18 protein-coding genes and 1 pseudogene are annotated in these 25,879 nt (G+C 64.9%); 16 read left to right on the top strand and 3 right to left on the bottom strand.

Going from position 1 to position 25,879, the window contains the following annotated elements:
- From H8F01_RS02180 to H8F01_RS02155, 6 genes and pseudogenes are all read left to right on the top strand, one after another.
- Nucleotides 1-414, top strand: coding sequence for an endonuclease domain-containing protein (locus H8F01_RS02180; RefSeq protein ID WP_187057456.1), 414 nt, complete (start codon nt 1-3; stop codon nt 412-414).
- Nucleotides 404-1,588 (top strand): 2-methylaconitate cis-trans isomerase PrpF, encoded by a 1,185-nt coding sequence (gene prpF, locus H8F01_RS02175; protein WP_187057455.1) that lies wholly within the window; start codon nt 404-406, stop codon nt 1,586-1,588. The genes H8F01_RS02180 and prpF overlap by 11 nt, the downstream gene beginning before the upstream one ends.
- Nucleotides 1,589-1,724: 136 nt before the next feature.
- Nucleotides 1,725-3,176 (top strand): annotated as a pseudogene (locus H8F01_RS02170) (bifunctional 2-methylcitrate dehydratase/aconitate hydratase).
- A gap of 206 nt (nt 3,177-3,382) precedes the next feature.
- Nucleotides 3,383-4,492 (top strand): OmpA family protein, encoded by a 1,110-nt coding sequence (locus H8F01_RS02165; protein ID WP_187057454.1) that lies wholly within the window; start codon nt 3,383-3,385, stop codon nt 4,490-4,492.
- A gap of 358 nt (nt 4,493-4,850) precedes the next feature.
- Nucleotides 4,851-5,936 (top strand): OmpA family protein, encoded by a 1,086-nt coding sequence (locus tag H8F01_RS02160; protein WP_187057453.1) that lies wholly within the window; start codon nt 4,851-4,853, stop codon nt 5,934-5,936.
- Nucleotides 5,937-6,052: 116 nt separating this feature from the next.
- On the top strand, nt 6,053-6,820 hold the full coding sequence (locus H8F01_RS02155; protein ID WP_187057452.1) for a pseudouridine synthase: 768 nt from the start codon (nt 6,053-6,055) through the stop codon (nt 6,818-6,820).
- Between the two features lie 155 nt (nt 6,821-6,975).
- On the opposite strand, the gene kbl is transcribed toward H8F01_RS02155, so the two are convergent.
- The 3 genes from kbl to tdh form a co-directional block, all read right to left on the bottom strand.
- Nucleotides 6,976-8,169 carry a glycine C-acetyltransferase gene (kbl, locus tag H8F01_RS02150; RefSeq protein WP_187057451.1) on the bottom strand — a complete coding sequence of 398 codons (1,194 nt, stop codon included), beginning with the start codon at nt 8,167-8,169 and terminating at the stop codon, nt 6,976-6,978.
- 292 nt (nt 8,170-8,461) lie between these two features.
- Entirely contained in the window at nt 8,462-12,178 is a 3,717-nt protein-coding gene (locus H8F01_RS02145) for a DUF748 domain-containing protein (protein ID WP_187057450.1), read from the bottom strand.
- A 165-nt stretch (nt 12,179-12,343) separates the two neighbouring features.
- A complete protein-coding gene (gene tdh / locus H8F01_RS02140; protein ID WP_187057449.1) occupies nt 12,344-13,378 on the bottom strand; it encodes an L-threonine 3-dehydrogenase in 1,035 nt (344 codons plus the stop codon).
- Nucleotides 13,379-13,519: 141 nt separating this feature from the next.
- Here tdh and H8F01_RS02135 point away from each other — a divergent pair, with 141 nt between their 5' ends.
- The 10 genes from H8F01_RS02135 to H8F01_RS02090 all read left to right on the top strand — a co-directional run bounded on the left by H8F01_RS02135 (nt 13,520) and on the right by H8F01_RS02090 (nt 25,855).
- A complete protein-coding gene (locus H8F01_RS02135) occupies nt 13,520-15,631 on the top strand; it encodes a hypothetical protein (RefSeq protein ID WP_238481113.1) in 2,112 nt (703 codons plus the stop codon).
- A gap of 152 nt (nt 15,632-15,783) precedes the next feature.
- Nucleotides 15,784-17,937, top strand: coding sequence for a S46 family peptidase (locus tag H8F01_RS02130; RefSeq protein WP_187057448.1), 2,154 nt, complete (start codon nt 15,784-15,786; stop codon nt 17,935-17,937).
- Between the two features lie 182 nt (nt 17,938-18,119).
- Entirely contained in the window at nt 18,120-18,875 is a 756-nt protein-coding gene (locus tag H8F01_RS02125; RefSeq protein WP_187057447.1) for a carbonic anhydrase family protein, read from the top strand.
- A 119-nt stretch (nt 18,876-18,994) separates the two neighbouring features.
- Complete coding sequence (miaA, locus tag H8F01_RS02120) at nt 18,995-19,945, top strand: tRNA (adenosine(37)-N6)-dimethylallyltransferase MiaA (protein WP_187057446.1); 951 nt, start codon at nt 18,995-18,997, stop codon at nt 19,943-19,945.
- Nucleotides 19,946-20,105: 160 nt separating this feature from the next.
- Nucleotides 20,106-20,369: an RNA chaperone Hfq gene (gene hfq, locus H8F01_RS02115; RefSeq protein ID WP_187057445.1), complete on the top strand. Its 264-nt coding sequence runs from the start codon at nt 20,106-20,108 to the stop codon at nt 20,367-20,369.
- A 161-nt stretch (nt 20,370-20,530) separates the two neighbouring features.
- Nucleotides 20,531-21,847 carry a ribosome rescue GTPase HflX gene (gene hflX / locus H8F01_RS02110; RefSeq protein WP_187057444.1) on the top strand — a complete coding sequence of 439 codons (1,317 nt, stop codon included), beginning with the start codon at nt 20,531-20,533 and terminating at the stop codon, nt 21,845-21,847.
- Between the two features lie 259 nt (nt 21,848-22,106).
- Nucleotides 22,107-23,303, top strand: coding sequence for an FtsH protease activity modulator HflK (hflK, locus tag H8F01_RS02105; RefSeq protein ID WP_187057443.1), 1,197 nt, complete (start codon nt 22,107-22,109; stop codon nt 23,301-23,303).
- On the top strand, nt 23,300-24,169 hold the full coding sequence (gene hflC / locus H8F01_RS02100; protein ID WP_187057442.1) for a protease modulator HflC: 870 nt from the start codon (nt 23,300-23,302) through the stop codon (nt 24,167-24,169). Before hflK ends, hflC begins: the two co-directional genes overlap by 4 nt.
- Before the next feature lie 13 nt (nt 24,170-24,182).
- Nucleotides 24,183-24,368 carry a DUF2065 domain-containing protein gene (locus H8F01_RS02095; RefSeq protein WP_187057441.1) on the top strand — a complete coding sequence of 62 codons (186 nt, stop codon included), beginning with the start codon at nt 24,183-24,185 and terminating at the stop codon, nt 24,366-24,368.
- A gap of 194 nt (nt 24,369-24,562) precedes the next feature.
- Nucleotides 24,563-25,855, top strand: coding sequence for an adenylosuccinate synthase (locus tag H8F01_RS02090; protein ID WP_187057440.1), 1,293 nt, complete (start codon nt 24,563-24,565; stop codon nt 25,853-25,855).
- Nucleotides 25,856-25,879 lie beyond the last annotated feature (24 nt).

The following is a 25,879-nucleotide window of genomic DNA, read 5'->3' as shown; positions in this document are numbered from 1 at the left end:
ATGGACCAGCGACAGTTCACCAAAGTCTTGCGCCAGAACATGACGGAGGCGGAACAACTGCTATGGCGCCATCTCCGTGCCCATCGCACGTGCGATCAGAAGTTCCGCCGTCAACAACCCATCGGCCCTTACATCGTGGACTTCGTGCATTTCGGTGCACGACTGGTCATCGAGGCCGACGGTGGACAACACAACGGTAGCGCCGATGATGCGGTACGTGATGCATGGTTGAAGAGCCAGGGCTTCACGGTGCTGCGCTTCTGGAACAACGACATATTGCAGAACATCGAAGCGGTGCTTGAGGCGATCCTGATCGAGCTCGCCAAAAGCATCCCCTCTCCCCCGACCCCTCTCCCACAAGGGGAGAGGGGGGACGGCAAGTTTGTTTCGACACGGGATTCCCATGAGCCATAACCCCCAGATCCGCATTCCCGCCACCTATCTGCGCGGCGGCACCAGCAAGGGCGTGTTCTTTCGCCTGCAGGACCTGCCCGAGGCAGCGCAGGTGCCGGGCGCCGCGCGCGATGCCTTGCTGATGCGCGTGATCGGCAGCCCTGATCCGTATGGCAAGCAGATCGACGGCATGGGTGGCGCCACGTCCAGCACCAGCAAGACGGTGATCGTCTCCCGCAGCAACCGGCCGGATCACGATGTGGATTACCTGTTCGGCCAGGTGGCCATCGACAAGGCCTTTGTCGACTGGAGCGGCAATTGCGGCAATCTCTCGGCGGCGGTGGGTCCGTTCGCCATCGCCGGTGGCCTGGTCGACCCCGCGCGCATCCCGCGCGATGGCATGGCTACCGTGCGCATCTGGCAGGCCAATATCGGCAAGACCATCATCGCGCATGTGCCGATGACGGATGGCGTCGTGCAGGAAACCGGTGACTTCGAGTTGGACGGGGTGACGTTCCCGGCCGCCGAGGTGCAGCTGGAATTCCTGGATCCGGCTGCCGAGGAGGATGGGGCGGGTGGCGCGATGTTCCCCACGGGCAACCTTGTGGACAACCTGGAGGTGCCGGGCGTCGGCACGCTCAAGGCCACCATGATCAATGCGGGCATTCCCACCATCTTCGTCGAGGCCTCCGCCATCGGTTACACCGGCACGGAGTTGCAGGACGCCATCAACGGCGACGCGAAGGCGCTGGCGATGTTCGAGACCATCCGCGCGCACGGTGCGCTGCGCATGGGCCTGATCCAGTCGCTCGACGAGATCGCCACGCGCCAGCACACGCCCAAGGTGGCTTTCGTTGCGGGCCCCGCCGATTACGTCGCCTCAAGCGGCAAGCCGGTGAAGGCGGGTGATGTCGACCTGCTGGTACGCGCCATGTCGATGGGCAAGCTGCATCACGCCATGATGGGTACGGCGGCAGTGGCCATCGGTACCGCGGCGGCCATTCCCGGCACGCTGGTGAATACGGCCGCGGGTGGCGGTGAGCGGCAGGCGGTGCGTTTCGGTCATCCGTCGGGCACCTTGCGCGTGGGCGCGGAGGCTGCGCGGGTTGACGGTACGTGGACTGTCACCAAGGCCATCATGAGCCGAAGCGCGCGCGTGCTGATGGAAGGCTGGGTTCGGATACCTGCAGGCTGAGCCTGCAGGGGAGGGTACGGACTCCTTTCTGTGGTAGTGGCGTGGCGAGCTGACCTCGTCCATGTACGCGACAAGCGGCGGGGCCGACCCATCCCGATACACGGCGGTTCCCCGTGCCGCCAGGAGAGCCGCTCCGATGAGTACGCAGGACATCCGTTCCGCCAGGCGTCCCGATCCGGACGCGCCGATGGTCGACGTCGCCGACTATGTCGTCGACTACACCATCGATTCTGCCGAGGCTTACGACACCGCGCGCATCATGCTGCTGGACTCGCTGGCCACGGCCATGCTGGCCATGACGTTTCCCGAATGCGTCAAGCATCTTGGCCCGCTCGTACCGGGGGCGACCCTGCCGGGCGGCGCCCGGGTGCCGGGCACCAGCCATGAGCTGGACCCGGCGCAGGCCGCCTTCGCCATCGGCACCCAGATCCGCTGGCTGGATTTCAACGACACCTGGCTGGCCGCCGAGTGAGGGCATCCGTCGGACAACCTCGGCACCATCCTGGCCGTGGCCGACTACCTCGGCCGCAAGGCCGGGCGTGAAGGCGGCACGCCCCTGACGGTGCGCGACGTGCTGACCTGGGCCATCAAGGCCCACGAGATTCAGGGGTGCTATGCGCTCAGGAACAGCTTCAACCGGGTGGGTCAGGACCATGTGATCCTGGTCCGCCTGGCGTCCACGGCCGTGGCCACGGCCATGCTGGGCGGCACCAGGGAGCAAATCATTACGGCGATTTCCCACAGCTGGATCGACAACGGCGCCCTGCGTACCTACCGCCACGCCCCGAATACCGGCCCGCGCAAGAGCTGGGCGGCGGGGGATGCCTGCCGTCGCGCCGTCACCCACGCTATTAATGCGGTGTATCGCGGCGTGGTCGGCTACCCCTCGGCCCTGAGCGCCCGGACCTGGGGCTATTACGACGCGGCCTTCAAGGGGGAAGCCTTCCAGTTTGAGCGCCCGTTCGGCAGCTACGTGATGGAAAACGTGCTGTTCAAGATCAGCTTCCCGGCTGAATTCCACGCCCAGACGGCCGTGGAGTGCGCCATGGCGCTGCACGGCGCCGTGGCGGGCAGGCTCGGGCAGGTCGAGAAGGTGCTGATCGAGACCCAGGAGGCCGGCCGGCGCATCATCGACAAGACCGGGCCGCTGGCCAATTACGCCGACCGGGACCACTGCATTCAATATATGGTGGCCGTGCCGTTGATCTTCGGACGCCTCACGGCCGATGACTACAGCGACCAGATCGCCGCCGACCCTCGCATCGACGCCCTCCGCGAGAAGACGGTCGTCAGTGAGAACCCCGGGTTCACGCGGGACTACTACGACCCGGACAAGCGCTATATCGGCAACTCGGTGCAGGTGGTCTTCCAGGACGGTACCCGGACCGACAAGGTGACCGTCGACTACCCGATCGGCCACCGCCGGCGACGGGCCGAAGGCATCCCGGTCCTGCTGGGGAAGTTCGAGGCCGCCCTTCGTAGCCACTTGCCAGACCACCGGGTCAACGCCATTCTTGGAGCCACGGCGGATCCGGTCCGGCTGGACGCCATGCCCGTTCAGGAATTTCTGGGGCTCTTCACGTTGTAAAGACAGCGTGAGTTGAAAATGAACGGGCGTTTGGGGTCGATTTGCAATTGTTTAACTTTTGCTAGACTACTCCGCGCCCGTTTCGGGTAAAAAGTTGTTGGGTTCGAAGTCATGCCAGGGCGTTCTATAGGAGTTGGAAGTCCCGGCTGATGCTTTTCCCGTCTGGGGTGAACGGACGCGTACACCAATAAACGAGGAGACACCTGATGAAACGTAAGGGCCTGTACATCCTGATTGCCCTCGCCCTGGGCGGCGCCGGCGCCGTTCACGCGCAGGACAATACCGCTTCTGGCAGCGCTGCCGAACCGACCACAACGCCTACGTACGACGATCGCTGGTACATCGCACCGACCGTCGGCGGTTACTACAACGACACCGACCGCAACACCAACAGCCGTCAGTTCTATTACGGCATCGGCTTTGGTCGTTTCTTCTCGCCCAACTTCTCGCTGGACTTCTTCGGTGACCGCACCAAGCGCACCGTGGACGGCGACAACGGGCGCTGGTCGAACAACACCTACGGCTTTGCCGCACGCTATTACTTCCTCGACTGGACGGCATGGCGCCCGTACCTGTTGGGCGGCGTGATGGGCAGCCAGCACATCAGCAACTTCGAGCACGGCTGGTCGCCGGCTGCTGAAGTGGGCGTTGGTGTGTCCAAGACCATCACCGACAGCTCCGACTTCCGCGTCGAAGGTGGCTACCGTTACGACTGGGATGACAACACCCAGCCGAACAAGAACGGTTACGGCGACTGGTTCCTGGGCTTCAGCATCGTGTCGCGCATCGGCGCACCGCCGGCACCGCCGGCTCCGCCGCCGCCGCCGCCGGCTCCGGACTGCTCCAAGCAGTTCCGCAACGGCGTGAACCTGTGCGACAACAAGTGCCCGGATCTGCCGGAAGGCACGATCGTCGGTCCGGATGGTTGCCCGCAGAAGGTCGTGATCGACCTGCGCGGCGTCAACTTCAAGTTCGATCGTCCGAAGAAGGGCGAGAAGGACATCTCCAAGTCGCTGGCCGAACCGACGAAGGATTCGTTGGCCGTGCTCGACCAGGCCGTCGACACCCTGCAGCGTTACCCGCAGGTCAAGGTCGTGGTTGCCGGTTACACCGACTCCGTGGGCAAGGACGCGTACAACCAGAGTCTGTCGGAGCGTCGTGCGAAGATCGTGTACGACTACCTGACTGCTCATGGTATCGACGCCAGCCGTCTGGAAGGTCCGATCGGTCACGGCAAGAACGATCCGATCGACACCAACGATACGGATGCCGGTCGCGCCCGCAATCGTCGTACGGAGTTGCAGGTTCAGCAGTAATCCGACAACTCTCGGAAAGTCAGAAAAGCCCGGTGAAAACCGGGCTTTTCTTTTTTTGCAAGATCGATTTTTGCAGTAACGCGTTGTTCCTTGGTGACAGATTGTCGCAGTCAAATGTCGCAGTCGTTGTGTCTTCAACAACTGCCTGAACAGGGGTTCACCAACTGCGTCTATTTGCGCGTGCGATGCTCTTAACGGTTTTGCTACACTTCGCGCCGCTTGTGATCTTGTGACACTTACCTTTGATCGGGACGCAAAGCACGGGACAGGAAAAGTCCCGGAGTGGAAGTCAGTTTTGACGCGCGTTTCTGTCTGGGGTGGAACGGACGCGGATACCAATAAAACGAGGAGACACCTGATGAATCGTAAGGGCTTGTATTTCGTGATCGCCCTGGCCCTGGGCGGAGTGGGCGCAGCCCACGCGCAGGACAGCGCCACGCAGAGCTACGACGGCCGTTGGTACATCGCACCCACCGTGGGCGGCTATTACAACGACACCGATCGCAACACCAACAGCCGTCAGGTCTATTACGGCCTGGGCTTCGGTCGCTTCATTAACTCGTACACCTCGCTCGACGTGTTCTTCGACCGCACCAAGCGCACCATCGACGGTGGCAACAGCCAGCGTTGGTCGAACAACAATGTCGGCGTCGCCGCACGCTTCTACTACGGCGACTGGAACGCATGGCGTCCGTACGCCCTCGTCGGCGTGATGGGCAGCTATCACTCGAACCCGGCCGACAAGGCATGGGCTCCGGCGGCTGAAATCGGCGGCGGTGTCTCCAAGACCGTTACCGACAGCACCGACTTCCGCGTGGAAGCTGGCTACCGCTACGACTGGGACGACAAGAGCCAGCCGTCGAAGAACGGCTACGGCGACTGGTTCCTGGGCTTCAGCATCGTGTCCCGCTTCGGCGAGCCGGCTGCTGCTCCGGCCCCGGCTCCGGTGGCTCCGGTTGCTCCGGACTGCTCCAAGCAGTTCCGCAACGGCGTGAACCTGTGCGACAACAAGTGCCCGGATCTGCCGGAAGGCACGATCGTCGGTCCGGACGGCTGCCCGCAGAAGGTCGTGATCGACCTGCGCGGCGTCAACTTCAAGTTCGACCGCCCGAAGAAGGGCGAGACGGACATCAAGAAGGCGCTGGCTGAGCCGACCGCTGACTCGGTTGCCATCCTCGACCAGGCTGTCGACACCCTGCAGCGTTACCCGCAGGTCAAGGTCACGGTTGCCGGCTACACCGACTCGGTCGGTAAGGATGCCTACAACCAGGATCTGTCCGAGCGTCGCGCTTCGATCGTGTTCAAGTACCTGACGGCTCACGGCATCACGGCCGACCGTCTGGTTGGCCCGATCGGCCACGGCAAGAATGATCCGATCGGCTCGAACGATACGGACGCTGGCCGCGCTCAGAACCGTCGCACGGAACTCCAGGTCCAGCAGTAATCGGATCTGTACAGGTAGTACCGAAAAGCCCGGCGCAAGCCGGGCTTTTCTTTTTGTGCGTAAGCCCGCACCTATCGCCTACCATGCGGCAGTCGTCCCACGTTGTTCGAGTTCCCATGCGCCCATCCCGCCCGCCATCGCGATCCGCCGCGCCATCAGCACCGCGCCACGGGCTGGCACGCGTCCTCAGCAAGATGGGTGTGTGTTCGCGTAGCCAGGCAGAAAAGGCGATACGCGAGGGCAGGGTGCAGGTGGATGGCCGGGTGGTGCTCGATCCCGAGCGCTCGGCCGATCCGGATCGGCAACGCATCTTGCTGGACGGTGCGCCGGTGGCGGCGAGTACGCGCGTGTATATCCTGCTGAACAAGCCGCGCGGCATCGTGGTGAGTGCGGCCGACGAGCGCGGCCGCGATACGGTCTATGACTTGATGAAGGATGCCGGCCTGCCGTGGCTGGGTCCGGTGGGCCGTCTGGACAAGGCGAGCGAAGGGCTACTGCTGTTGAGCAATGACAGTGTGTGGGCTGCGCGCCTGACCGAGCCGAAACACCACGTCGACAAGACCTATCACGTGCAGGTCAACGACATTCCGGATCAGGCGCTGCTCGACCGGCTGGTCGATGGCGTGGTGGACGAAGGCGAGCGCCTCACTGCGCGTCGCGTCACCCTGCTGCGCCACGGCGAGAAGAATGCGTGGCTGGAGATCGTGCTGGATGAAGGACGCAACCGCCATATCCGGCGTTTGCTGGCGGCCCATGGTATCGATGTGTTGCGCCTGATACGCGTGGCGATCGGTTCACTGGTGCTGGGTGAATTGCCCAAGGGGCAGTGGCGTCACCTGACGCCCGATGAGGTTCGCCTTCTGGGTGGCGACGGGACGCACTGACAGGCCTATTGTGTTGTCGTGGAGAATGTAGGAGCGCACTTGTGCGCGACCACCTGACAAAGGGGTTGCGCCATTGCGCTCCGATCGCGCACACGTGCGCTCCTACAAGAAAGAGACGCATCGACTTGCCGTAAGGCAAGCCGATGCGATGTCTATCAGATCACGCCCAGCTTCTTGCCCACCTTGGTAAAGGCGGCAATGGCCTGGTCAAGGTGCTCGCGCGTGTGCGCGGCGCTCATCTGCGTGCGGATGCGCGCCTGGCCCTGCGGCACCACCGGGTAGAAGAAGCCGGTGACATAGATGCCTTCGTCGAGCAGTTCGGACGCCATGGTCTGAGCCTTCTTCGCGTCGTAGATCATGACCGGCACGATGGGGTGCACGCCCGGCTTGATGTCGAAGCCGGCCTTGGTCATCTCGTCGCGGAAGTAGGCCGTGTTGGCCTTGACCTGGTCGCGCAGGTCGTCGGCGGCGGCGAGCATGTCGAACACCTTGATGCCGGCAGCGACCACGTGCGGCGGCAGGGAGTTGGAGAACAGGTACGGGCGCGAGCGCTGGCGCAGCATTTCGATCACTTCGCGCGGACCGGTGGTGAAGCCGCCGAGCGCGCCGCCGAGGGCCTTGCCCAGCGTGCCGGTGATGATGTTGATCTTGTTGAGCACGCCCTTCACTTCGGCCGAACCACGGCCGGTGTCGCCAAGGAAGCCGGTGCAATGGCATTCGTCGATGTGCACCAGTGCGTTGTACTTCTCGGCGAGTGCGGTGATCTCGTCCAGCGGCGCGATGAAGCCGTCCATCGAGAACGCGCCATCGGTGGTGATCAGCTTGGTGCGGGCGCCGGCGGCGTCGGCGGCCTGCAACTGCTTTTCCAGATCGGCCATGTCGCAGTTGGCGTAGCGGAAGCGCTTGGCCTTGCACAGGCGGATGCCGTCGATGATGGAGGCATGATTGAGCGCGTCGGAAATGATCGCGTCTTCCTCACCCAGCAGGGGCTCGAACAGGCCACCGTTGGCGTCGAAGCAGGCGGCGTAGAGGATGGTGTCTTCGGTGCCGAAGAATTCGGCGATCTTCTTTTCCAGTTCCTTGTGCAGGTCCTGGGTGCCACAGATGAAGCGCACCGAGGCCATGCCGAAGCCATGGGTATCCAGCGCGTCCTTCGCCGCCTGGATCACGTCAGGGTGGTCGGCCAGCCCCAGGTAATTGTTGGCGCAGAAATTGAGCACTTCCTTGCCGCTGTCGAGGCGGATCTTGGCCGACTGCGGCGAGGTGATGATGCGCTCGGCCTTGAACAGGCCCTGCTCACGGATCGATTCGAGTTCGCTGGCGAAGCGCGACTGGCCGGGGTAGTTCATGGGGAAATTCCAGCTGGGTCAAAAGGCTATTTTGACCCCTCGGGGGCTGGCTGGGAAGGAAGGGCGCGGTGCTGGCCGTACGCCCCAAGCCCGTCATTCCGGCGCAGGCCGGAATCCAGTGGCGTCAGGGTGAGGTTATGGCCATGCGCCACACTGGACCTGCAGAGCGTCGCCGGACTCCCGACGAAAACCGAAAACGGGTGCCACTGGATTCCAGCCTGCGCCGGAATGACGGCCAAGGCGGGGCTTCGCGAGCGTATGGCTTTGGCATTGAGGCTGCCTCTGCCTCCGCTCACCCCTGATGCAAGCCAAACTCCACGCGCGTCGTCTTGCCCTTGTCGTCGATGCCCTTGGTGTCGAGCTTCGGATCCTTGATGGCGTAGCGCTTGTCGTCGAGCTTGCCCTTGAGCCAGGTCGCCACAGCAGCGGCGCGGCGCTGCGCCAGGTCGCGCATGGCGGCATCGTCCACGGCCACGTTGGTCTCCATCAGGCTGCGCATGTCGTCCGGTTCGAGTGACTTCTTCAGGCCGATGAAATTCTTCGGCTTGTCCTTGAAGTCGTCGTCCTTGTACGCACGCTTGAGGTACTTCTCGTATTCATCCGGCGTGACGTTGACGGCGGCGAGGGCGGCATCGGAGGTGTCGGCGTTCTTGCCTTCCTGGTCCAGCACCTTCTGCTTGCGCACCATGGTGTCCACGGTGACCTTGCGCAGGCCATCCTGATCCTTCGACGGATCCACGCGGCCGATGATGTCGAGGTTGAGCGATGCCTTCTGGTTGAGCATCGCCACGATCTTGCCGAGCCGTTCCTGCGCCGCCTTGTCGAGCACGGCCGAGCCGGGATCGAACTCCACGTAGCCCAGGTCCTCGTGATTGCCACCGCCGAATGCCGCGCCCAACAGGCGGAAGGGCGCCGTGGCGGCCTTGGCGATGAGGTTGCCCAGCGCGTGCCAGATCAGGCTGCCCATGCTGAACTGCGGATCGTCCAGCGAACCGGACACCGGCACGTTCACGTCGATGTTGCCGTTGGTGTCCTTGAGCAAGGCCACTGCGAGCTTCACCGGCAGGTGCTTCACGCCCGGGCTCTCGTCGCGATCACCAAAGGTCAGCTGGGTGATGAAGATGTGGTTGTCGGCATTGAGCTTGCGCTGGTCCAGCATGTAGTGGACGTCCATCGTCAGCTTGCCCGCGGTGATCGGGTAGCCGGTGTACTTGGTGGAGTACGCGCTCATGCCGGTCAACTCCACATCGTTCGCCTTGCCCTTGATGTCGAGGAAGGCCACGGGCTGGAGCGGATTGATGGTGCCGTCGATGTCGATCGGCGAGTCATCGTTCAACGCCGCCTGCACCGCCAGATCGGCCGGCGGGTCGCCCGGCGTGGTGCCAAACGCACCGATCTTGCCGGTGAGCTTGGTCATGTTGGCGGTGTAGTTCGGCTTGATGAAGTTGTCGGTGTAGTTGAGCTGGCCGTTGAGCAGGGTGATGCCACCGATGCGAATATCGGCCGGCGGTGCCGCGGGGGCCGAAGAGGCCGGCGCAGGCGCAGCAGCCACCTGCGACTTCGCCGTCGACGTTGCGGCAGGAGCCTGCGGCGGGGCCGGAGCGGGTTTTGCCGGCGCCGGCGTGGCGGCACCGGCGGGCTGCTCACTCTCGGTGCGGGTCACCGATACCGGTGCCGCTTCGGGGTTGGCCACGACCTCCGACAGGTTCAACGTGCCGTTGGCATTGACGATCATGCGCGCATAGAACGAGGTAAGCACCAGGTTCGCCACGTGCATGCGCGGCGGGCCGTAGCCGTAGGACACGTCAAGGCTGGAACCACTCAGCGTGCGCCAGCGCAGGAAGTCATCGCCCGTGAGCTTGTCCTGGATACGCACCTGTTCCAGTGCGGCGTTGCCCTTGTAAGTCAGCTTCGGGTCCGCACTACGACCGTCGTAGTGCACCTTGCCGGTGCTGCTGATGCGCGCGCTGGAAATGGTCACGTTCAGCGGCACGCTGATGTACGGCTGGAAGGTGGCGATGTCCAGGCGCTTGGTGTCCAGCTGGATGTCGGCAACTGCCGGTACGGGCTGCACCTTGCCATTGGCCGTGAAGCTGCCCTTGTCGACGTTACCCGACAACTTCATCGCGCGCGGCTCGTTGAGCTTGTCGCTCAGGTTGTCCATGCCGCCGCTGAGGGAGTCGATCTTGATCTTCACCGGCTTGTCGCCGGCGGCCAGATCGGTAAAGACGATGGCCGCCTTGTCGAGCGCCAGGTGGGCGACGCTCCAGTGCCACGGCGCGCTGGTGTCGTCGCCCTTCTTCGCGGAAGCCTTCTTTGCCGGGGCGTCCTTGGCGGCGAACAGATCGACCAGGCTGATGTACTTGTTGCTGTTGCGCTGCACGTCCAGGTTCAGGCCCGTCGCCGTGACCGTGCCGAGCTGGGCTTGCTGCGAGGCAAGGTCGATCTGGTTGATCTCCGCCTCCATGCGGGTCCACGCCACCGGTGCGTTGTGACCCTTGAACTGGGGTTCCATGGCGAAGTCGGTGACTGTGGCCTTGGACTTGGCCAGATTCACGTTGAACGGCTTGCCCCAGTTCACCTCGAGCTGACCGGTCTGGTCCAGCTTGCCCTTGGTCACGCGCGCGGCCAGGCCCTGATAGGTGGCCGCCTGCAGCGGTGCCAGGTCGACCTGCTTGACGTTGAGCGCGGCGACCAGCTTGTCCTTGGCAAGATCCACCGTGCCGTTCAGGCCGAGCTCACCGCCAAACATCTGCGCGGTGACGTCCAGCTTCGCCGGTGGGGCGGCCAGCATGCTCAGTCCCTGCAGGCCACCGTGCAGGTTGGTCAGGTCGATCTTGCCGGTGGCACTGCCGTAATGGATGGCGCTGTTGGCCAGCGTCAACGCATGGATGCGCAGGTCCATCGGCTGGGCTTTCGCTTCCGTCGCGGGTTTCGCCGGTGCTGCCGTCAGCGTGTCGAAGTTGCTGCGGCCGTCCGCCGTGGACGTGTAGTACAGGTGAGCCTGTTCGAGCGCGAGCGTGCCGATCACATAGCGCGATGCCAGTGGCTGGACATCGGCCAGATCCGCCGTGGCCTTGCCCAGGCCCACGATCGCCTGGCCGTCGCTGCTGTTGAGGGCAAAGTCGTCCAGCTGCAGCTTGCCGGTGAGTTGCACCTGCGGCGACGACTTGGCCTGCACGAAATGCAGGGTCAGGTCGCCACTGAGCAGGCCCTTGGGGATCGTGACCGGTAGCGTGGTGGGGGCGTAACCGATGTAACGGGCAAGATCGAGCCGGTCGAGATGGAAGTCGACGGTCGACTCACGATTGTCCGCGAAGGGTTTGGCGTGGCCGTCCACGCGCAGGGGGCTGCCGTCCACCTTCATCGACAGCAGCGGCTGCACGAACACGTCGGTGTCGCTGGGCAGGTTGGCGATGAACGGAATGCCCAGCTCCAGGTTCTGCACCTGGTGCTTCGTCTTCAGCGCTTCATCCTCGAACTGGATGTCGCCGTTGTGCACGCTGATGTTCGAAAGCGAGTAGCGCGTGGGCGCGGCGTTCGGATCGGACGGCGTGGCGTTGATGCGGTCGATGATGTCGCTGAAGTTGAAGCGCTGGTCACCCGTGCGCACGATGCGGATGCGCGGATGCTGCACGGAGAGTTCATCCAGCACCGGCTTCAGGCGGAACACCGAACCCCACGATGCGTTGATCACGGCTTGATCAATGTCGACGAAAGGTGATTTGCCGTCATGGTCGGCAATGTGCAGCTGGTCGAGCTGCAGCCGCAGTGTGTACGGATTGAGATGCACCGCGCCCAGGGTAACGGGGCGTTCCAGTGCGGCGCTGGCGCGCTTCTCGATCTGGCTGCGGATGATGCCTGGCGCGGCCAGGAAGCCGAGCAGGCCGAACACGACCACCACGATGGCAACGATCAGCGTGATCTTGCGCGTGCGGTGTGACTTGGCGATGGCCAGGGCGCGGTCGCGTCCTGCGGCCAGACGTGGATTGCTGAAAAGGCCCGCCATCACGATGCTCCCATGACATCGCGTGCCGACCGTGCAGGGCCCTTGGGCCGTGCACCTTCACAATCCCAGCGATTCTGTCGGCCGCCCTGAGCGCGAGTGTACTAGGGCGGCCGAGATTTCAGGTCGGATTTCTCAAGCAGAAATCCAGGGTGTGACAGGATTCGCTCAGCTCCAGGAGCAGACGACCTTGCCGCACTTGCCGGCATCCATCAGGTCGAAGCCCTTCTGGAAGTCGTCGATGTGGATCTGGTGGGTGAGCACCTTCTGCAGCGGGAAGCCCGTGAGCACCATCTGGGTCATCTTGTACCAGGTCTCGTACATGCGACGGCCGTAGATGCCCTGCAGGGTAAGGCCCTTGAAGATCACCTTGTCCCAGTCGATGCCGGCGCCCTTGGGCATGATGCCGAGCAGGGCCACCTTGCCACCGTGGTACATGCAGTCGAGCATGTCGTTGAAGGCGCGCGGGTTGCCGCTCATTTCCAGGCCCACGTCGAAACCTTCCATGTGAAGGTCCTTCATCACGTCCTTCAGCGACTGGTTGGCGACGTTGACCACGCGGGTGGCGCCCATGTCGGCGGCCAGCTTGAGGCGGTAGTCGTTGATGTCCGTGACGACGACGTTACGCGCGCCCACGTGCTTGGCGATGCCCGCGGCGATGATGCCGATGGGGCCGGCGCCGGTGATCAGCACGTCTTCGCCGATCAGGTCGAACTCCAGCGCGCAGTGCGCGGCATTGCCGTAGGGGTCGAAGAAGGCAGCCAGTTCGGACGGGATCTGGTCCGGAATCGGCCACAGGTTCGAGGCCGGCATGGTCATGTATTCGGCGAACGCGCCGTTGCGATTCACGCCGATGCCCACGGTGTTCGGGCACAGGTGCTGGCGGCCGGCACGGCAGTTGCGGCAGTGGCCGCACACAATGTGGCCTTCGGCCGAGACGCGGTCGCCAATCTTGTAGCCGGTCACGCCGGGGCCGATCTCCACGATGCGGCCGACGAACTCATGGCCGATGGTCAGGCCGGGCTTGATGGTGCGCTGGGACCAGTCGTCCCACTTGTAGATGTGCAGGTCGGTGCCGCAGATGGCGGTCTTTTCCATCTTGATCAGCACCTCATTGGGGCCGACCTCGGGGACGGGCACTTCTTCCATCCAGATGCCCTGTTCGGGATTGCGCTTGACCAGGGCTTTCATCATCTGAGGCATGGGGTTTCCGTGGGGCAGGGCTGGGGAAACCGACATTATAGAAGGCCGGTGGGGCGGCGGCTTCGTGCACTGCAACGTTGCCGTTCAGGGGCCTTGCTTTGTACTGTCGCAAAATTGTGCGCGACTGAACGGAGCAGGCGAATGCGTTTGAACACGATGGGCCGGGCAGTCGGCATGGCGGGGCGGGGTTATCGGTGGCGGGCGCTGGCGCTGGCCATGGGTCTGGCGGTGCTGCCGGCCGCATGGGCCGGGCAGGCGCCGGAGCAGGGCGCCAAGGCGCCGCTGCAGTTCCGCATTACCGAAGGGGGCATCGAGAACGCGTTCTTCCAGAGCGGCGACGTGGCCGCCCATCTGCTGCTCAATTCGGGTGACAAGCCGCGCATCCTGGTGGCCTTTCCGGCCGGGGACAGCGGCGCCGGCATCTGGTTCGAGCCTACCGTGACCCGGGTGCGCTGGACGCTGGGTCCGGTCACCGGCCAGACCTATACGGTGGATGGCCACCCCTGGCACGGCATCGCCGCCCAGGCCAGCGTCACCGGCGACACCCTGGTGATCAAGGACGCCGTGCTGGGCAGCATCCGCGTACTTCGCGACTACCAGCTGGGCCAGGGCTACGCCGAGCAGGTCGCCGCCACGCCGAAGATCGTCGCCCAGCCCGAGCTGACCGAACGCTCCGTGCGCTGGCAGCGCCCGCGCCTGGATGGTGCCCCGGGCTATGCCATGGCGCTGACCGCCAAGGATGGTCGCTTCGTGCGCGAGGACGGCCACATCGTGCTGCATCCGGATCACGCCGGCGAGGCCGTGCACCTGCGCATCGAGGCCAGCACCGGCGAGACCCCGCTGACGCCGTTCACCCACCTGCTCAACGACAACGCGCAGAACGACAAGCGCAGCCGTGATGCCCTGCAGTTCCTGAGCTATCGCGAGAAATTCCTCGCCGGCTCCTGGCGCTTCGACACTTATTTCGGGCGCGATACGCTGATGTCGCTGCGCCTGCTGATGCCGGTGCTGCAGCCGGCAGCCGTGGATGCCGGCATCGGTTCGGTGCTGGCGCGCCTTTCCTCCGACGGACAAGTCGCGCACGAAGAGGGCATCGGCGAGTTCGCCGTGCTGCAGCACCTCAAGGAGCAGGGCAAGCCGTCGGCCGATCCCATCTATGACTATGTGATGGTGGACGACGACTACATGTTGCCGCCGGTGGCCGCGGCCTGGCTGCTGGATGATCCGCGCGGCCGCGAGGGCGCCCGCGCGTTCCTGTCCGGCAAGCTCAACGGGCAGCGCCAAGGCGATGCGCTGGTGCGCAACCTGTTATTTGTCGCCGGCAGCAGCGAAGCGTTCGCACGCAAGCCGGTGTATGCCAACTTGATATCGCTCAAGCCCAATGCCCCGGTGGGGCAGTGGCGCGACAGCAACGAAGGCATCGGCCGCGGTCGCTATCCCTACGACGTCAATGCCGTCTGGATGCCGGCCGCGTTGCGGGCCATCGGCCAGTTCCTCGACGCTGGCCTGCTGACCGACTACACCACGCCCGCCCAGCGCGAGCGCCTGCGCGCTGCTGCCAACAGTGCCGGCGAGTGGGAGCAGCACGCCAGCGCGCTGTTCTCCGTGCAGCTGAACAACGAGCAGGCCGCGCAGCAGGTGCGTGATTACGCCACCCAGATCGGCGTATCGGATGCATCGGCGCTCAAGGCGCTGGGCGATTCCGCGCTGGAATTCCCGGCTATTTCACTCGATGCGCAGGGCCACCCGATTCCGGTGCTGCACTCGGACGAAGGCTTCCGCCTGTTGTTCGGCCGGCCGGATGCTGCCGTGCTGGATCGCCGCGTGAGCAGCCTGATGCGCCCGTTCCCGGCGGGCCTGATGACGGACGTGGGCATGGTGGTGGCCAACCCCGCGTATGCCGGCAAGGACGTGTGGCCGCGCTTCGGCAACAGTGCCTACCACGGCACGGTGGTGTGGGCCTGGCAGCAGGCCATCATGGCGGCAGGCCTCAAGCGCCAGCTGGCGCGTGATGACCTGGCGGCGACCACCCGCACGCACGTGGAAGCTGCGCAGACCGAACTGTGGAAGGGCATCTGCGCCGCAGGCTCCATGCGCACGTCGGAGCTGTGGTCATGGTCGTATGTCAACGGCCATTACCGCATCGAACCCTTCGGCGCGGAAGGCGCGCACGAGGACGAATCCAACGCGGCGCAGTTGTGGAGCACGGTGTTCCTGGCGCTGCCGCCGCCGGCCGGGCAGTCCTGCCGATGATGCACGCCGATGCCCGTCGCCTGAGTGCTGCGGGCATCGGCGCCGGCATGCCGGCGCAGGGGTTTTCGTTGCTGAGGTGTGCAATGCAGCGTTACGGTCAGGGCCGTTCCGTTTTAATGTCGCAAGTTGTTGCGATTTAATGAGTGTCACCAATGCGCTTGAAGAAGATGGGACTGGCCATGGCCATGATGTTCGCTCCGGCTGCGCAGGCTGACGAAGGCATGTGGATGCCCTCGCAGTTGCCGACCATCGGCAAGCAGCTGCGCGAGGCGGGCTTCCAGGGCAACCCGGGCGATCTGGCGGACCTGACGCGTGCGCCGCTCAATGCGGTGGTGAAGGTGGGAGGGGCCACGGGCTCCTTCATCAGTGACGACGGCCTGGTGCTGACCAACCACCACGTGGCCTTCGGCGTGATCCAGTACAACAGCAATGCGCAGCGCGACCTGATCCAGAACGGTTTCGTCTCGCATGCACGTAGCGAGGAACTGCCGGCGAATCCGGATTTCCGCCTGCGCGTCACCACCGGCTTCGACAAGGTCAGCGACACAGTGCTTGCCGCCGCCAAGGGCAAGACCGGGCGTGCCTACTTCGATGCCGTGGACGCGATCAGCAAGTCGCTGGTGGCCGAATGCGAGCGCGAGCCAGGCGTGCGCTGCAGCGTGGTCAACATGTTCTACGGCCGCGATTTCTATCTGGTGAAACAGCTCGAGCTGCGCGATGTGCGACTGGTCTACGCGCCACCGCGCGCCATCGGCAATTACGGCGACGAAGTGGACAACTTCGTGTGGCCCCGCCACGCGGGTGATTTCACCCTGCTGCGTGCCTACGTGGGGCCGGACGGCAAGCCGGCGGACTATGCCAAGGACAATGTGCCTTACCACCCGCCGGCCCATCTGCAGGTGGCACGCGAAGGCGTGCATGAAGGGGATTTCGTGATGCTGGCCGGTTATCCGGGCGTGACTTATCGCCATCGCACGGCAGCCGAATTCGCTGATCAGGTGCAGTGGCGGCTGCCGACCACGGTGCAGGTGATGCAGCAGTTGCAGCACATCATCGAGGACACGGGCAGCGACGACCGGCAGGCGGCGATCCGTTATGCCTCGCAACTGCAGTCGTTGAAGAACAACATCAAGCGCTACCAGGGCGAACTGGATGGGCTAAGGCGCAGTGATGCCGTGGCCGTCCGGCACAAGGACGAAGACGCGATGATGGCGTGGCTGGCAGACCAGCCGCAGGCGGGCGGGTTGCGACCGCAGATCGACGAGGTCAAGCAACTGATTGCCGCCGCCAGCGCCACGCGCGAACGCGATCTGCTGCTGACGCTGTTGCAGTCGCAGACGCAGCTGATGCGCTCGGCGATCATGCTGCAACGGCTGGCGCACGAGCGCGGCCGCCCCGATGCGCATCGCGAATCGGGTTATCAGGCGCGTGACGAGGACCTTATCGCCGGCACGTTGCGCCAGGTGCAGCGCCGCTACGACGCGCGCATCGAGAAGCGGCTGCTCACCGCATTGCTGCTTCGCTACCAGCAACTGCCGGATGCGCAGCGCCTGCAGGAATTCGATGCCGCCTTCGGGCGCACTCCGGAGTCCTTGGCGCACAAGCTCGACCAGGTCTATGGCGCCAGCCATCTTGGTGACGAATCTCAGCGACTGGCGTGGTTGAAGGCAGATCCTGCGGCGGTCAACGCGTCGGACGATGCACTCTTGTCGCTTGCCTCGCAGTTGATGCCCGCGTTGCTGCGGGTGGAAGACGAACGCAAGTCGCGTGAAGGTGATCTGCTGCGCCTGCGTCCGGCGTACATGGACGCGCTCATTGCGTACCGTGAGAAACAGGGCAGGGCCGTTTATCCCGACGCCAACGCCACGCTGCGCGTGAGTTACGGCAAGGTCACGCCGCTCAAGGCACGCGATGCCGTGCAATACGAACCGCTCACCACCACGGCCGGCATCGTCGAAAAGAACACCGGCGCCGCACCATTTGACGCGCCCGGTCCCTTGCTCGACGCCATCGCCAAGGGCGACTACGGTGACTACGTCGATACGAAGTCCGGCGCCATGCCGGTCGATTTCCTGAGCAACCTGGATACCACCGGTGGCAACTCCGGGTCGCCGGTGCTCAACGCCAAGGGCGAACTGGTGGGCCTCAATTTCGACAGCAACTGGGAGGCGGTGAGCGCCAGCTGGATGTTCGACCCTCGCTACAAGCGCGCCATCCACGTCGACCTGCGTTACATGCGCTGGTTGATGGACAAGGTCTATCCGGCGCCGCAGCTGCTGAAGGAAATGGGCGTGCCGGCGCGCTGACGCTCCGCGCTCCTTCTGTAGGAGCGCACCCTGTGCGCGACAGCCTGACGGAGCGGTATCGGCCAGGCGCCGCGGTCGCGCACAGGGTGCGCTCCTACAATGGGTTATCCGGCCGTATGGGTTCACGCCGGTTTCATCCCTCCGGGCGCGGAGTATTCGCTCCGCAACGCTTTGGGGGCGCCATGAACGATCAGCATGAGGGCTGCTGCGGGAACGCAGTGGATGGTTCGCGGCGCACGTGGCTGGCGTCGGCACTGGGAGCGGGTGCCTTCGCCGCCGTCGGCGGTGCCTCGTGGCTGTTACCCGGGCTCGCGCAGGCCGCAGCCCTGACGAAAGAACAACGCGATGCCATGACCCCGGACCAGGTGATCACCCTGCTCAGGGAAGGCAACGAGCGTTTTCGTGCCGGCAAGATGCAGGGCCATGACTATCTGGCGCAGAAGCGGGCGAGCGCCAGCGGCCAATACCCGGCCGCAGTGATCCTGGGCTGCATCGACTCGCGCGCACCGGCCGAGATCATCCTGGACACCGGCATCGGCGAAACCTTTACCGCGCGCGTGGCTGGCAACATCGCCAACGACGACCTGCTGGGCAGCCTGGAATTTGCCTGCGCCATTGCCGGCTCCAAGGTGGTGCTGGTGATGGGGCATACCGCCTGCGGCGCCATCAAGGGTGCGATCGACGGCGCCAAGCTCGGCAACCTCACTGGTCTGCTCGACAAGATCAGGCCCGCCGTGGATGCCACCCAGTTCAGTGGTGAGCGCACCAGCAAGAACGATGACTTCGTGGACGCCGTGGCAGCCACCAATGTGCGCCGCACCGTGGACGAGATCCGCCATCGCAGCGACGTGCTTGCCGGGCTGGAGAAGGACGGCAAGATCAAGATCGTCGGCTCGATGTATCACCTGGTGGGCGGCAAGGTGGAGTTCTACGCCTGACGCGCCGGAACTGTTCCTGTAGGAGCGCACGTGGGCGCGACCGCGGCACGTCCCGTCGCCACGGTCGCGCCCAAGTGCGCTCCTACAGTGAGGTCTCGGTTCGCCGGTAGAATGGCAGGATGCCTATCGATCAGCGCCCGCTTGCCGTATTCCTCATGGGCCCGACCGCGTCGGGCAAGACGGCGCTTGCCTGTGCACTGGGCGACGGCTTTCCCGTGGAGCTGGTCAGCGTCGATTCGGCCCTGGTCTATCGCGGCCTGGATATTGGGTCGGCCAAACCCGACGCGGCAACGCTGGCGCGTTACCCGCATCGGCTGATCGATATCCGCGACCCGGCCGAGCCGTATTCGGCGGCGGATTTCCGCGGCGACGCGGTGGCGGCCATGCAGGACATCACCGCGCGGGGAAAGGTGCCGTTGCTGGTCGGCGGCACGGGCCTGTATTTCCGCGCCCTGCAGCGCGGGCTTTCGCAGCTGCCCGAGGCCGACCCGGCCATCCGCGAGCGCCTCTCCGGGCAGGCCGCCTCGGAAGGATGGCCGGCCTTGCACGAACGCCTGCGACAGCGCGACCCGGTCGCGGCGGGGCGCATTGGCCCCAATGATGCGCAGCGCATCCAGCGCGCCCTGGAAGTCATCGAGCTCACCGGTCGCCCTCTGTCAGAGCAGCAAAGCGGCGGCAGTGGCGAGCCTTTTCCCTGGCGTGTGCTGAAGCTGGCGCTGGTGCCGGCGGACCGCGCCCCGCTGCATGCCCGGATCGCCCAGCGCTTCGACGCCATGCTCAAGGACGGGTTTCTGGACGAGGTCCGCACACTCAAGGCGCGCGGCGACCTGCATGCCGACCTTCCGGCCATCCGGGCCGTGGGCTATCGCCAGGCCTGGGAGCATCTGGATGGCCAAACGAGCGCCGCAGATTTTCGCGATCGCGGCATCTTTGCCACCCGGCAGCTGGCCAAGCGGCAGATCACCTGGCTGCGCAGTGAGCTCGATGCGCGGGTGATCGACCCGGAAAAGCCCGATATCACGCGTATCGCCGAGGATGCGATGGCGTTGTTCGTCGGCGCGGGAGAATAGTGTTCGCTGCAGTTTTCTAAACACCTTTTTCACACCTGAAGAAAGCGTGCATTTGCTCTTTCATCAACGATTTAAAAGTGGTTAATATTCCTCGGCCTTGGACCGGGGCGCGTCAAGCGTCTTTTATCCCGGTCCGTCCGATGCGAGGGGAGAACAAAAAATGTCCAAAGGGCAATCGTTGCAAGATCCATTTCTCAATGCACTGCGCCGCGAGCGCATTCCGGTCGCCATCTACCTGGTGAATGGCATCAAGCTGCAGGGCACGATCGAGTCCTTCGATCAGTTCGTGGTCCTGCTGCGCAACCAGGTGAGCCAGATGGTCTACAAGCACGCCATCTCCACCGTGGTGCCCAGCCGCAACGTCCGCGTCGGCAATGGCCACGATGGTCACGAGGGCGCGGGCCCTGGCGAACCTGAAGCTTGATTCACCGGGGTGGTCGACCCATCTGAGTAAGAGTGAGGGAGGTGCTCTGGGGCTGCACTTAGCGGCCAGGGGCAAGTCCACATACACTTTCCACTCCGATTCGCGCCGTGGGCCCGCAAGGGTCCACGGCGCGGCGTCTCCATAGAGGTTTTTCCGCCCACGTGTTTGATCGTCAAAAGAAAGGCGAACGCGCCCTGTTGGTCCTGCCGCATTCCCGCGGCACCGGCGATGCGGAGCGTCGCGCCGAAGAATTCGCCGAGCTGGTCCGTTCGGCTGGCGCCGAGATCCTCGGCAGCATTACGGCGCGCGTCGACGTGCCCAATCCCCGCTATTACATCGGTACCGGCAAGGCCGACGAGGTCGCCGAGGCCGCCCGTGCCATGGGCGCCGACCTGGTCCTGATCGATCACCTGCTCACGCCCGTGCAGGAGCGCAACCTCGAAAAGCATCTCGGCATCCGCGTGGTGGATCGCGCCGGGCTGATCCTGGACATCTTCGCCCAGCGCGCCCGTTCGCACGAAGGCAAGCTCGAGGTGGAGCTGGCCCAGCTCAAGCACCTGGCCACCCGCCTGGTGCGAGGCTGGACCCACCTTGACGCCCAGCGCGGCGGTGCCATCGGCAACCGCGGTCCGGGTGAAACCCAGCTGGAAACCGACCGCCGCCTGCTCGCCGAGCGGGTGAAGATGCTTACCAAGCGCCTGGAAAAGGTGCAGACCCAGCGCGTGCAGCAGCGTCGCGCGCGCCTGCGCAACACGGTGCCGAGGGTGGCGCTGGTGGGCTATACGAACGCCGGCAAGTCGACCTTGTTCAACGTGTTGACCGAGGGCGAAGTGTTCGCTGCGGACCTGTTGTTCGCCACGCTGGACCCCACCGTCCGCAAGCTGGACGGGCTTTCCTGCGGCCCGGCCGTGCTGGCCGACACCGTGGGTTTCATCCGCGAGTTGCCGCATGACCTGGTCGCGGCCTTCCGCGGCACCCTGGCGGAGGCGCGCGACGCCGACCTGCTGCTGCATGTAAGCGACGCCGCCGACGAAGAGCGCGAACGCCTGGCCCGCGTGGTGGATGGTGTGCTCGAGGAGATTGACGCAGGCGACCTGCCGCAGCTGCGCGTGATGAACAAGATCGACCTGGCTGGCGTGGAGCCGCGCATCGACCGCGATGCCGAAGGGCGCCCGACCACGGTGTGGCTGTCGGCGGCAAGCGGGCAGGGCCTGGATCTGCTGCGCCAGGCGCTGGGTGAACTGCTTGGCGGTGACCGCGTTCAGTCCGAACTGCGGCTGCCGCATTCGGCCGGGCGCCTGCATGCCCGCCTCAAGGCGGCCGGCGCCATCGTCGGCGAAGAGGTGGATGAGGACGGCTGGCGCCTGAATATCGATGCGCCGCGCAGCGTCATTGCGCCGCTGAGCGGTGGCAGTGCGGCCGAAGCGGCCCTGCTGCGGGGCATCCTTGGCTCCGTCGAAGAGGCGGAAATGCTGTAATGGCGGGCCCTGCAGGCGCCCCGTCCGCCTTGGCGGCAGGCCCTGCAGGTCCAGCGAGCGCCTGATGCGCTCCTGCAGGAACGGCCCGGACCCATGCGGAAACGTCGCGCGGGTCTGGTAGAATGGACGGCGTTTGTGCGGCCATCAGGGCCTGGACGGCACACTTGCCACGACAAGCACCCGAGACCATGTCCCAACCCGTTCAAAGCGATTTCCGGCCAATGCAGCCGGCCTCCCAGCGGCCTCAAGGAGACTGACCATGGCCTGGAACGAACCCGGTAACGGGCAGCGTGATCCGTGGAACAGGAATCGCCAGCCTGGTAACAAGCCGGGGCTGGAGGACATGCTCAAGCAGCTGCGTGGCCGCTTCGGCAAGCTGGGTGGCGGCGCCGGCGGCGTCTTCACCATCCTGCTGGCCTTCGTCATCGTATGGGTCGGCATGAGCAGCTTCACCATCGTGGATGCCCGCCAGGCCGGCGTGGTGCTTCGCTTCGGCAAGTACGCCCGTACGCTGCAGCCGGGCTTTCACCTGAAGGCGCCCAGCCCCATTGAAACCGTCACCAAGGTCGGCACCACCGAAATCCGTTCGGTGTCTGACAAGGTGCGCATGCTGACCAGCGACGAGAACATCATCTCGGTCGACTTCAACGTGCAGTACCAGGTGTCCGATGCCCGCAAGTTCCTCTTCTCGCTGAGCGGTCCGCCGGAAGACACGCTGCGCCAGGCCGCCGAAGCCGCTGTGCGCACGGTGGTGGGCGCCAACGTGATGGACAACATCCTGACCAGCCAGGGTACCGAGGCCGTGGCGGCCGCCGCTGCCCCGGCACCGGCCAGCAGCGCGGCGCCGGCTTCGTCCGCACCGGCCGTGGCCAGCCCCGCGCCCAGCGCCGTGGCTGCTTCGGCCAAGGCCCAGACCCGCGACACGCTGCAGCAGCAGACGCGAGAAATCCTGCAGTCCACGCTGGACGAGTATGACTCCGGCCTCATGGTCACCGACGTGAGCTTCCAGAACGTCGCGCCTCCGCAGGAAGTGAAGGACGCCTTCGACGACGTCAACGCCGCCCGCGAAGACAAGCAGGGTACCGAGAACAACGCGCGCGCCTACGCCAGCCAGGTCGTGCCGGTGGCCCGCGGCGATGCCGCGCGCATTGCCGCCGAAGCGCAGGGTTATGCCGCGGCGCGCGTGGCCACCGCCACGGGCGATGCTTCCCGCTTCAACCTGATCCTCAAGGAATACAAGGGCGCGCCGGACGTGACACGTCGCCGCCTGTGGCTGGAAACGGTCGAGGACGTGATGTCGAACAATCCCAAGGTGCTGGACGGCTCCGGCGGTCGCAACATGATCTACCTGCCGCTTGACCGTGCCAGCGGCAAAGAAGTGCAGGGCGTGGGTTCGGTGATGCAATCGGCGGGCAGCGACAGCAGCCTCGGCGGCGGCAAGGAGAAGCAGCCATGAAGTTCGCCTCCGCCATTCTTGCCGTGCTGATCGTGCTGCTCGGCTTCAACAGCCTGTTCGTGGTGCACGAAGGCCAGACCGCGCTGGTGCTGCAGTTCGGCCGCATCGTGCGCACCGGCGACCAGCCCGGCCTGCACGCGAAGATCCCGTTCATCCAGCAGGTGATGACGTTCGACAACCGCATCCTCACCCTGGAAGCGCCGCCCGAGCGTTACTTCACCTCGGAAAAGAAGAGCGTCAACGTCGACTTCTACGTGAAGTGGCGCATTGCCGACAACGCCGCCTATTACCGCGCCACCGCTGGCGACGAGCTGCAGGCGGCCAACCGACTCACGCCCATCGTGAAGGATGCGCTGCGCTTCGAGTTCAACGGTCGCACCCTGCAGGAGCTGGTCTCGGCTGGCCGCAAGGACGTCACCGAGCGCGTGCGCAAGCAGACCGACGCTGCCGCCGGCAAGAGCCTGGGCATTGCCGTGATCGACGTGCGTATCAAGCGCATTGATCTGCCGGATGAAGTGAGCGAGTCGGTCTACAAGCGCATGCGCGCCGAACGCGCCCAGCTGGCCAACGAACTGCGCTACACCGGCCAGCAGGCTGCCGAGACGATCAAGGCTGATGCCGATCGCCAGGCGCAGGTGGTCAAGGCCGAAGCCGAGCGTGATGCGGCCAAGGTGAAGGGCGAGGGCGATGCCCAGGCGGCCGCGATCTACGCGCAGGCCTATGGGCAGGATCCGGAGTTCTTCGCGTTTTATCGAAGCTTGTCCGCGTACCGTACCTCCTTCAAGGACGGCAAGGGCGTGCTGGTACTCAAGCCCGATTCGGAGTTCCTGAAGTATTTCAACGACGGCACGTCGTCGCGTCACTGAGTGGTGACAGGCGATGTCCAGTGAATTGGCCGGCGCGTTGTGCCTGGTGCTGGTGATCGAAGGGCTGGTGCTGTTCGCCATGCCGCGCGGCTGGCAAGCCACCATGCGCGAGGCGGTGAAGCTCAGCCCGCGGGCGCTGCGCGTGTGTGGCGCCGTGGCCATCATCGTCGGCCTGGCGGCATTGCAACTGGTTCATTGAGTTAATGCGGTGGATGGGCCGTTCAATCCATCGAGAACAACCTGGTTTCCTCACCGCCGTCCCGGCCAAGGCAGGGGCCCAGCGACTGAAGGCGCTGGATTCCGGCTTCCGCTGGAATGACGGGCGAGGATAGCCACCCTCATGTCGCCCCTTCGGGGCACCCGATTCTTCAAATTGACGAGAGCAAGATCATCATGGGCAAGTCAGTAGTCATCCTTGGCGCGCAGTGGGGCGACGAAGGCAAGGGCAAGATCGTCGACCTGCTGACCGAAGAGGTCAAAGCCGTCGCTCGATTCCAGGGCGGCCACAATGCCGGCCACACGCTGGTCATCGGCGGCAAGAAGACCGTGTTGCACCTGATCCCGTCGGGCATCCTGCGCGACGACGCGCTGTGCCTGATCGGCAACGGCGTGGTGCTGTCGCCGCAGGCGCTCAAGCAGGAAATCGAGGAGCTGGAAGCGCAGGGCGTGGAAGTGCGTTCGCGCCTGAAGATCAGCCCGGCGACCCCGCTGATCATGCCGTACCACATTGCCGTCGATAAGGCGCGCGAAGTGGCCGCCGGCAAGAGTGCCATCGGCACCACCGGCCGCGGCATCGGCCCGGCCTACGAAGACAAGGTGGCCCGCCGCAGCGTGCGCGTGGCCGACCTGATGTACCCGCACGAACTGCCCGAGAAGATCAAGGCGGCCGTGGAATACCACAACTTCATCCTCACCCAGTGGCTGAAGGCCGAGCCGGTCGACTTCCAGACGGTGCTGGACGATGCGCTGGCCTATGGCGAATTCATCCGCCCGATGGTCGACGACGTCGCCACCATCCTGCACGACGTGCGCAAGGAAGGCGGCCATATCCTGTATGAAGGCGCCCAGGGCGCGCTGCTCGACATCGACCACGGCACCTATCCGTACGTCACCTCGTCCAACACCACCGTCGGCGGTGCACTGGCCGGTACCGGCGTGGGCGCGAACGACATCGACTACGTGCTGGGCATCTGCAAGGCGTACGCCACGCGCGTGGGCGGCGGTCCGTTCCCGACCGAGCTCGAAGACGAGATGGGCGAGCGCCTGCGCAAGGTCGGCAACGAGTTCGGCGCCAGCACCGGTCGTCCGCGTCGCTGCGGCTGGATCGACCTGGTCGCGCTCAAGCGCGCCGTGCAGATCAACGGCATCAACGGCCTGGCCATCACCAAGCTCGACGTGCTCGACGGCCTGCCGAGCATCAAGGTCTGCATCGCGTACGAATACCGTGGCAAGCGCCGCGAACTGGCTCCGCTGGACGCGGACGGCTGGGCCGAGTGCAAGCCGGTGTACCTGGAGTTCCCGGGCTGGGAAGAGTCCACCGCCGGCATCCGCGAGTGGGACAAGCTGCCCGCCGCCGCCCGCGCCTACCTGCGCGCGGTGGAAGAGCTCTCCGGCTGCAAGCTGTCGCTCGTCGCCACCGGCGCCGACCGCGATGACACCATCGTGCTGGATCATCCGTTCGCGTGATCTTTCGATCCTGAGCGGTAACCA

The organism is Dyella telluris (assembly GCF_014297575.1).
GTDB lineage: Bacteria > Pseudomonadota > Gammaproteobacteria > Xanthomonadales > Rhodanobacteraceae > Dyella > Dyella telluris.
The sequence above is the reverse complement of the archived record's forward strand: the minus strand, read 5'-3'. Positions and strand labels throughout refer to the sequence as shown.

Coding starts and splice junctions, on each gene's coding strand:
- H8F01_RS02180 (WP_187057456.1), top strand. CDS start 1: ATGGACCAGCGACAGTTCACCAAAGTCTTGCGCCAGAACATGACGGAG.
- prpF (WP_187057455.1), top strand. CDS start 404: ATGAGCCATAACCCCCAGATCCGCATTCCCGCCACCTATCTGCGCGGC.
- H8F01_RS02165 (WP_187057454.1), top strand. CDS start 3,383: ATGAAACGTAAGGGCCTGTACATCCTGATTGCCCTCGCCCTGGGCGGC.
- H8F01_RS02160 (WP_187057453.1), top strand. CDS start 4,851: ATGAATCGTAAGGGCTTGTATTTCGTGATCGCCCTGGCCCTGGGCGGA.
- H8F01_RS02155 (WP_187057452.1), top strand. CDS start 6,053: ATGCGCCCATCCCGCCCGCCATCGCGATCCGCCGCGCCATCAGCACCG.
- kbl (WP_187057451.1), bottom strand. CDS start 8,169: ATGAACTACCCCGGCCAGTCGCGCTTCGCCAGCGAACTCGAATCGATC.
- H8F01_RS02145 (WP_187057450.1), bottom strand. CDS start 12,178: ATGGCGGGCCTTTTCAGCAATCCACGTCTGGCCGCAGGACGCGACCGC.
- tdh (WP_187057449.1), bottom strand. CDS start 13,378: ATGCCTCAGATGATGAAAGCCCTGGTCAAGCGCAATCCCGAACAGGGC.
- H8F01_RS02135 (WP_238481113.1), top strand. CDS start 13,520: ATGCGTTTGAACACGATGGGCCGGGCAGTCGGCATGGCGGGGCGGGGT.
- H8F01_RS02130 (WP_187057448.1), top strand. CDS start 15,784: ATGCGCTTGAAGAAGATGGGACTGGCCATGGCCATGATGTTCGCTCCG.
- H8F01_RS02125 (WP_187057447.1), top strand. CDS start 18,120: ATGAACGATCAGCATGAGGGCTGCTGCGGGAACGCAGTGGATGGTTCG.
- miaA (WP_187057446.1), top strand. CDS start 18,995: ATGCCTATCGATCAGCGCCCGCTTGCCGTATTCCTCATGGGCCCGACC.
- hfq (WP_187057445.1), top strand. CDS start 20,106: ATGTCCAAAGGGCAATCGTTGCAAGATCCATTTCTCAATGCACTGCGC.
- hflK (WP_187057443.1), top strand. CDS start 22,107: ATGGCCTGGAACGAACCCGGTAACGGGCAGCGTGATCCGTGGAACAGG.
- hflC (WP_187057442.1), top strand. CDS start 23,300: ATGAAGTTCGCCTCCGCCATTCTTGCCGTGCTGATCGTGCTGCTCGGC.
- H8F01_RS02095 (WP_187057441.1), top strand. CDS start 24,183: ATGTCCAGTGAATTGGCCGGCGCGTTGTGCCTGGTGCTGGTGATCGAA.
- H8F01_RS02090 (WP_187057440.1), top strand. CDS start 24,563: ATGGGCAAGTCAGTAGTCATCCTTGGCGCGCAGTGGGGCGACGAAGGC.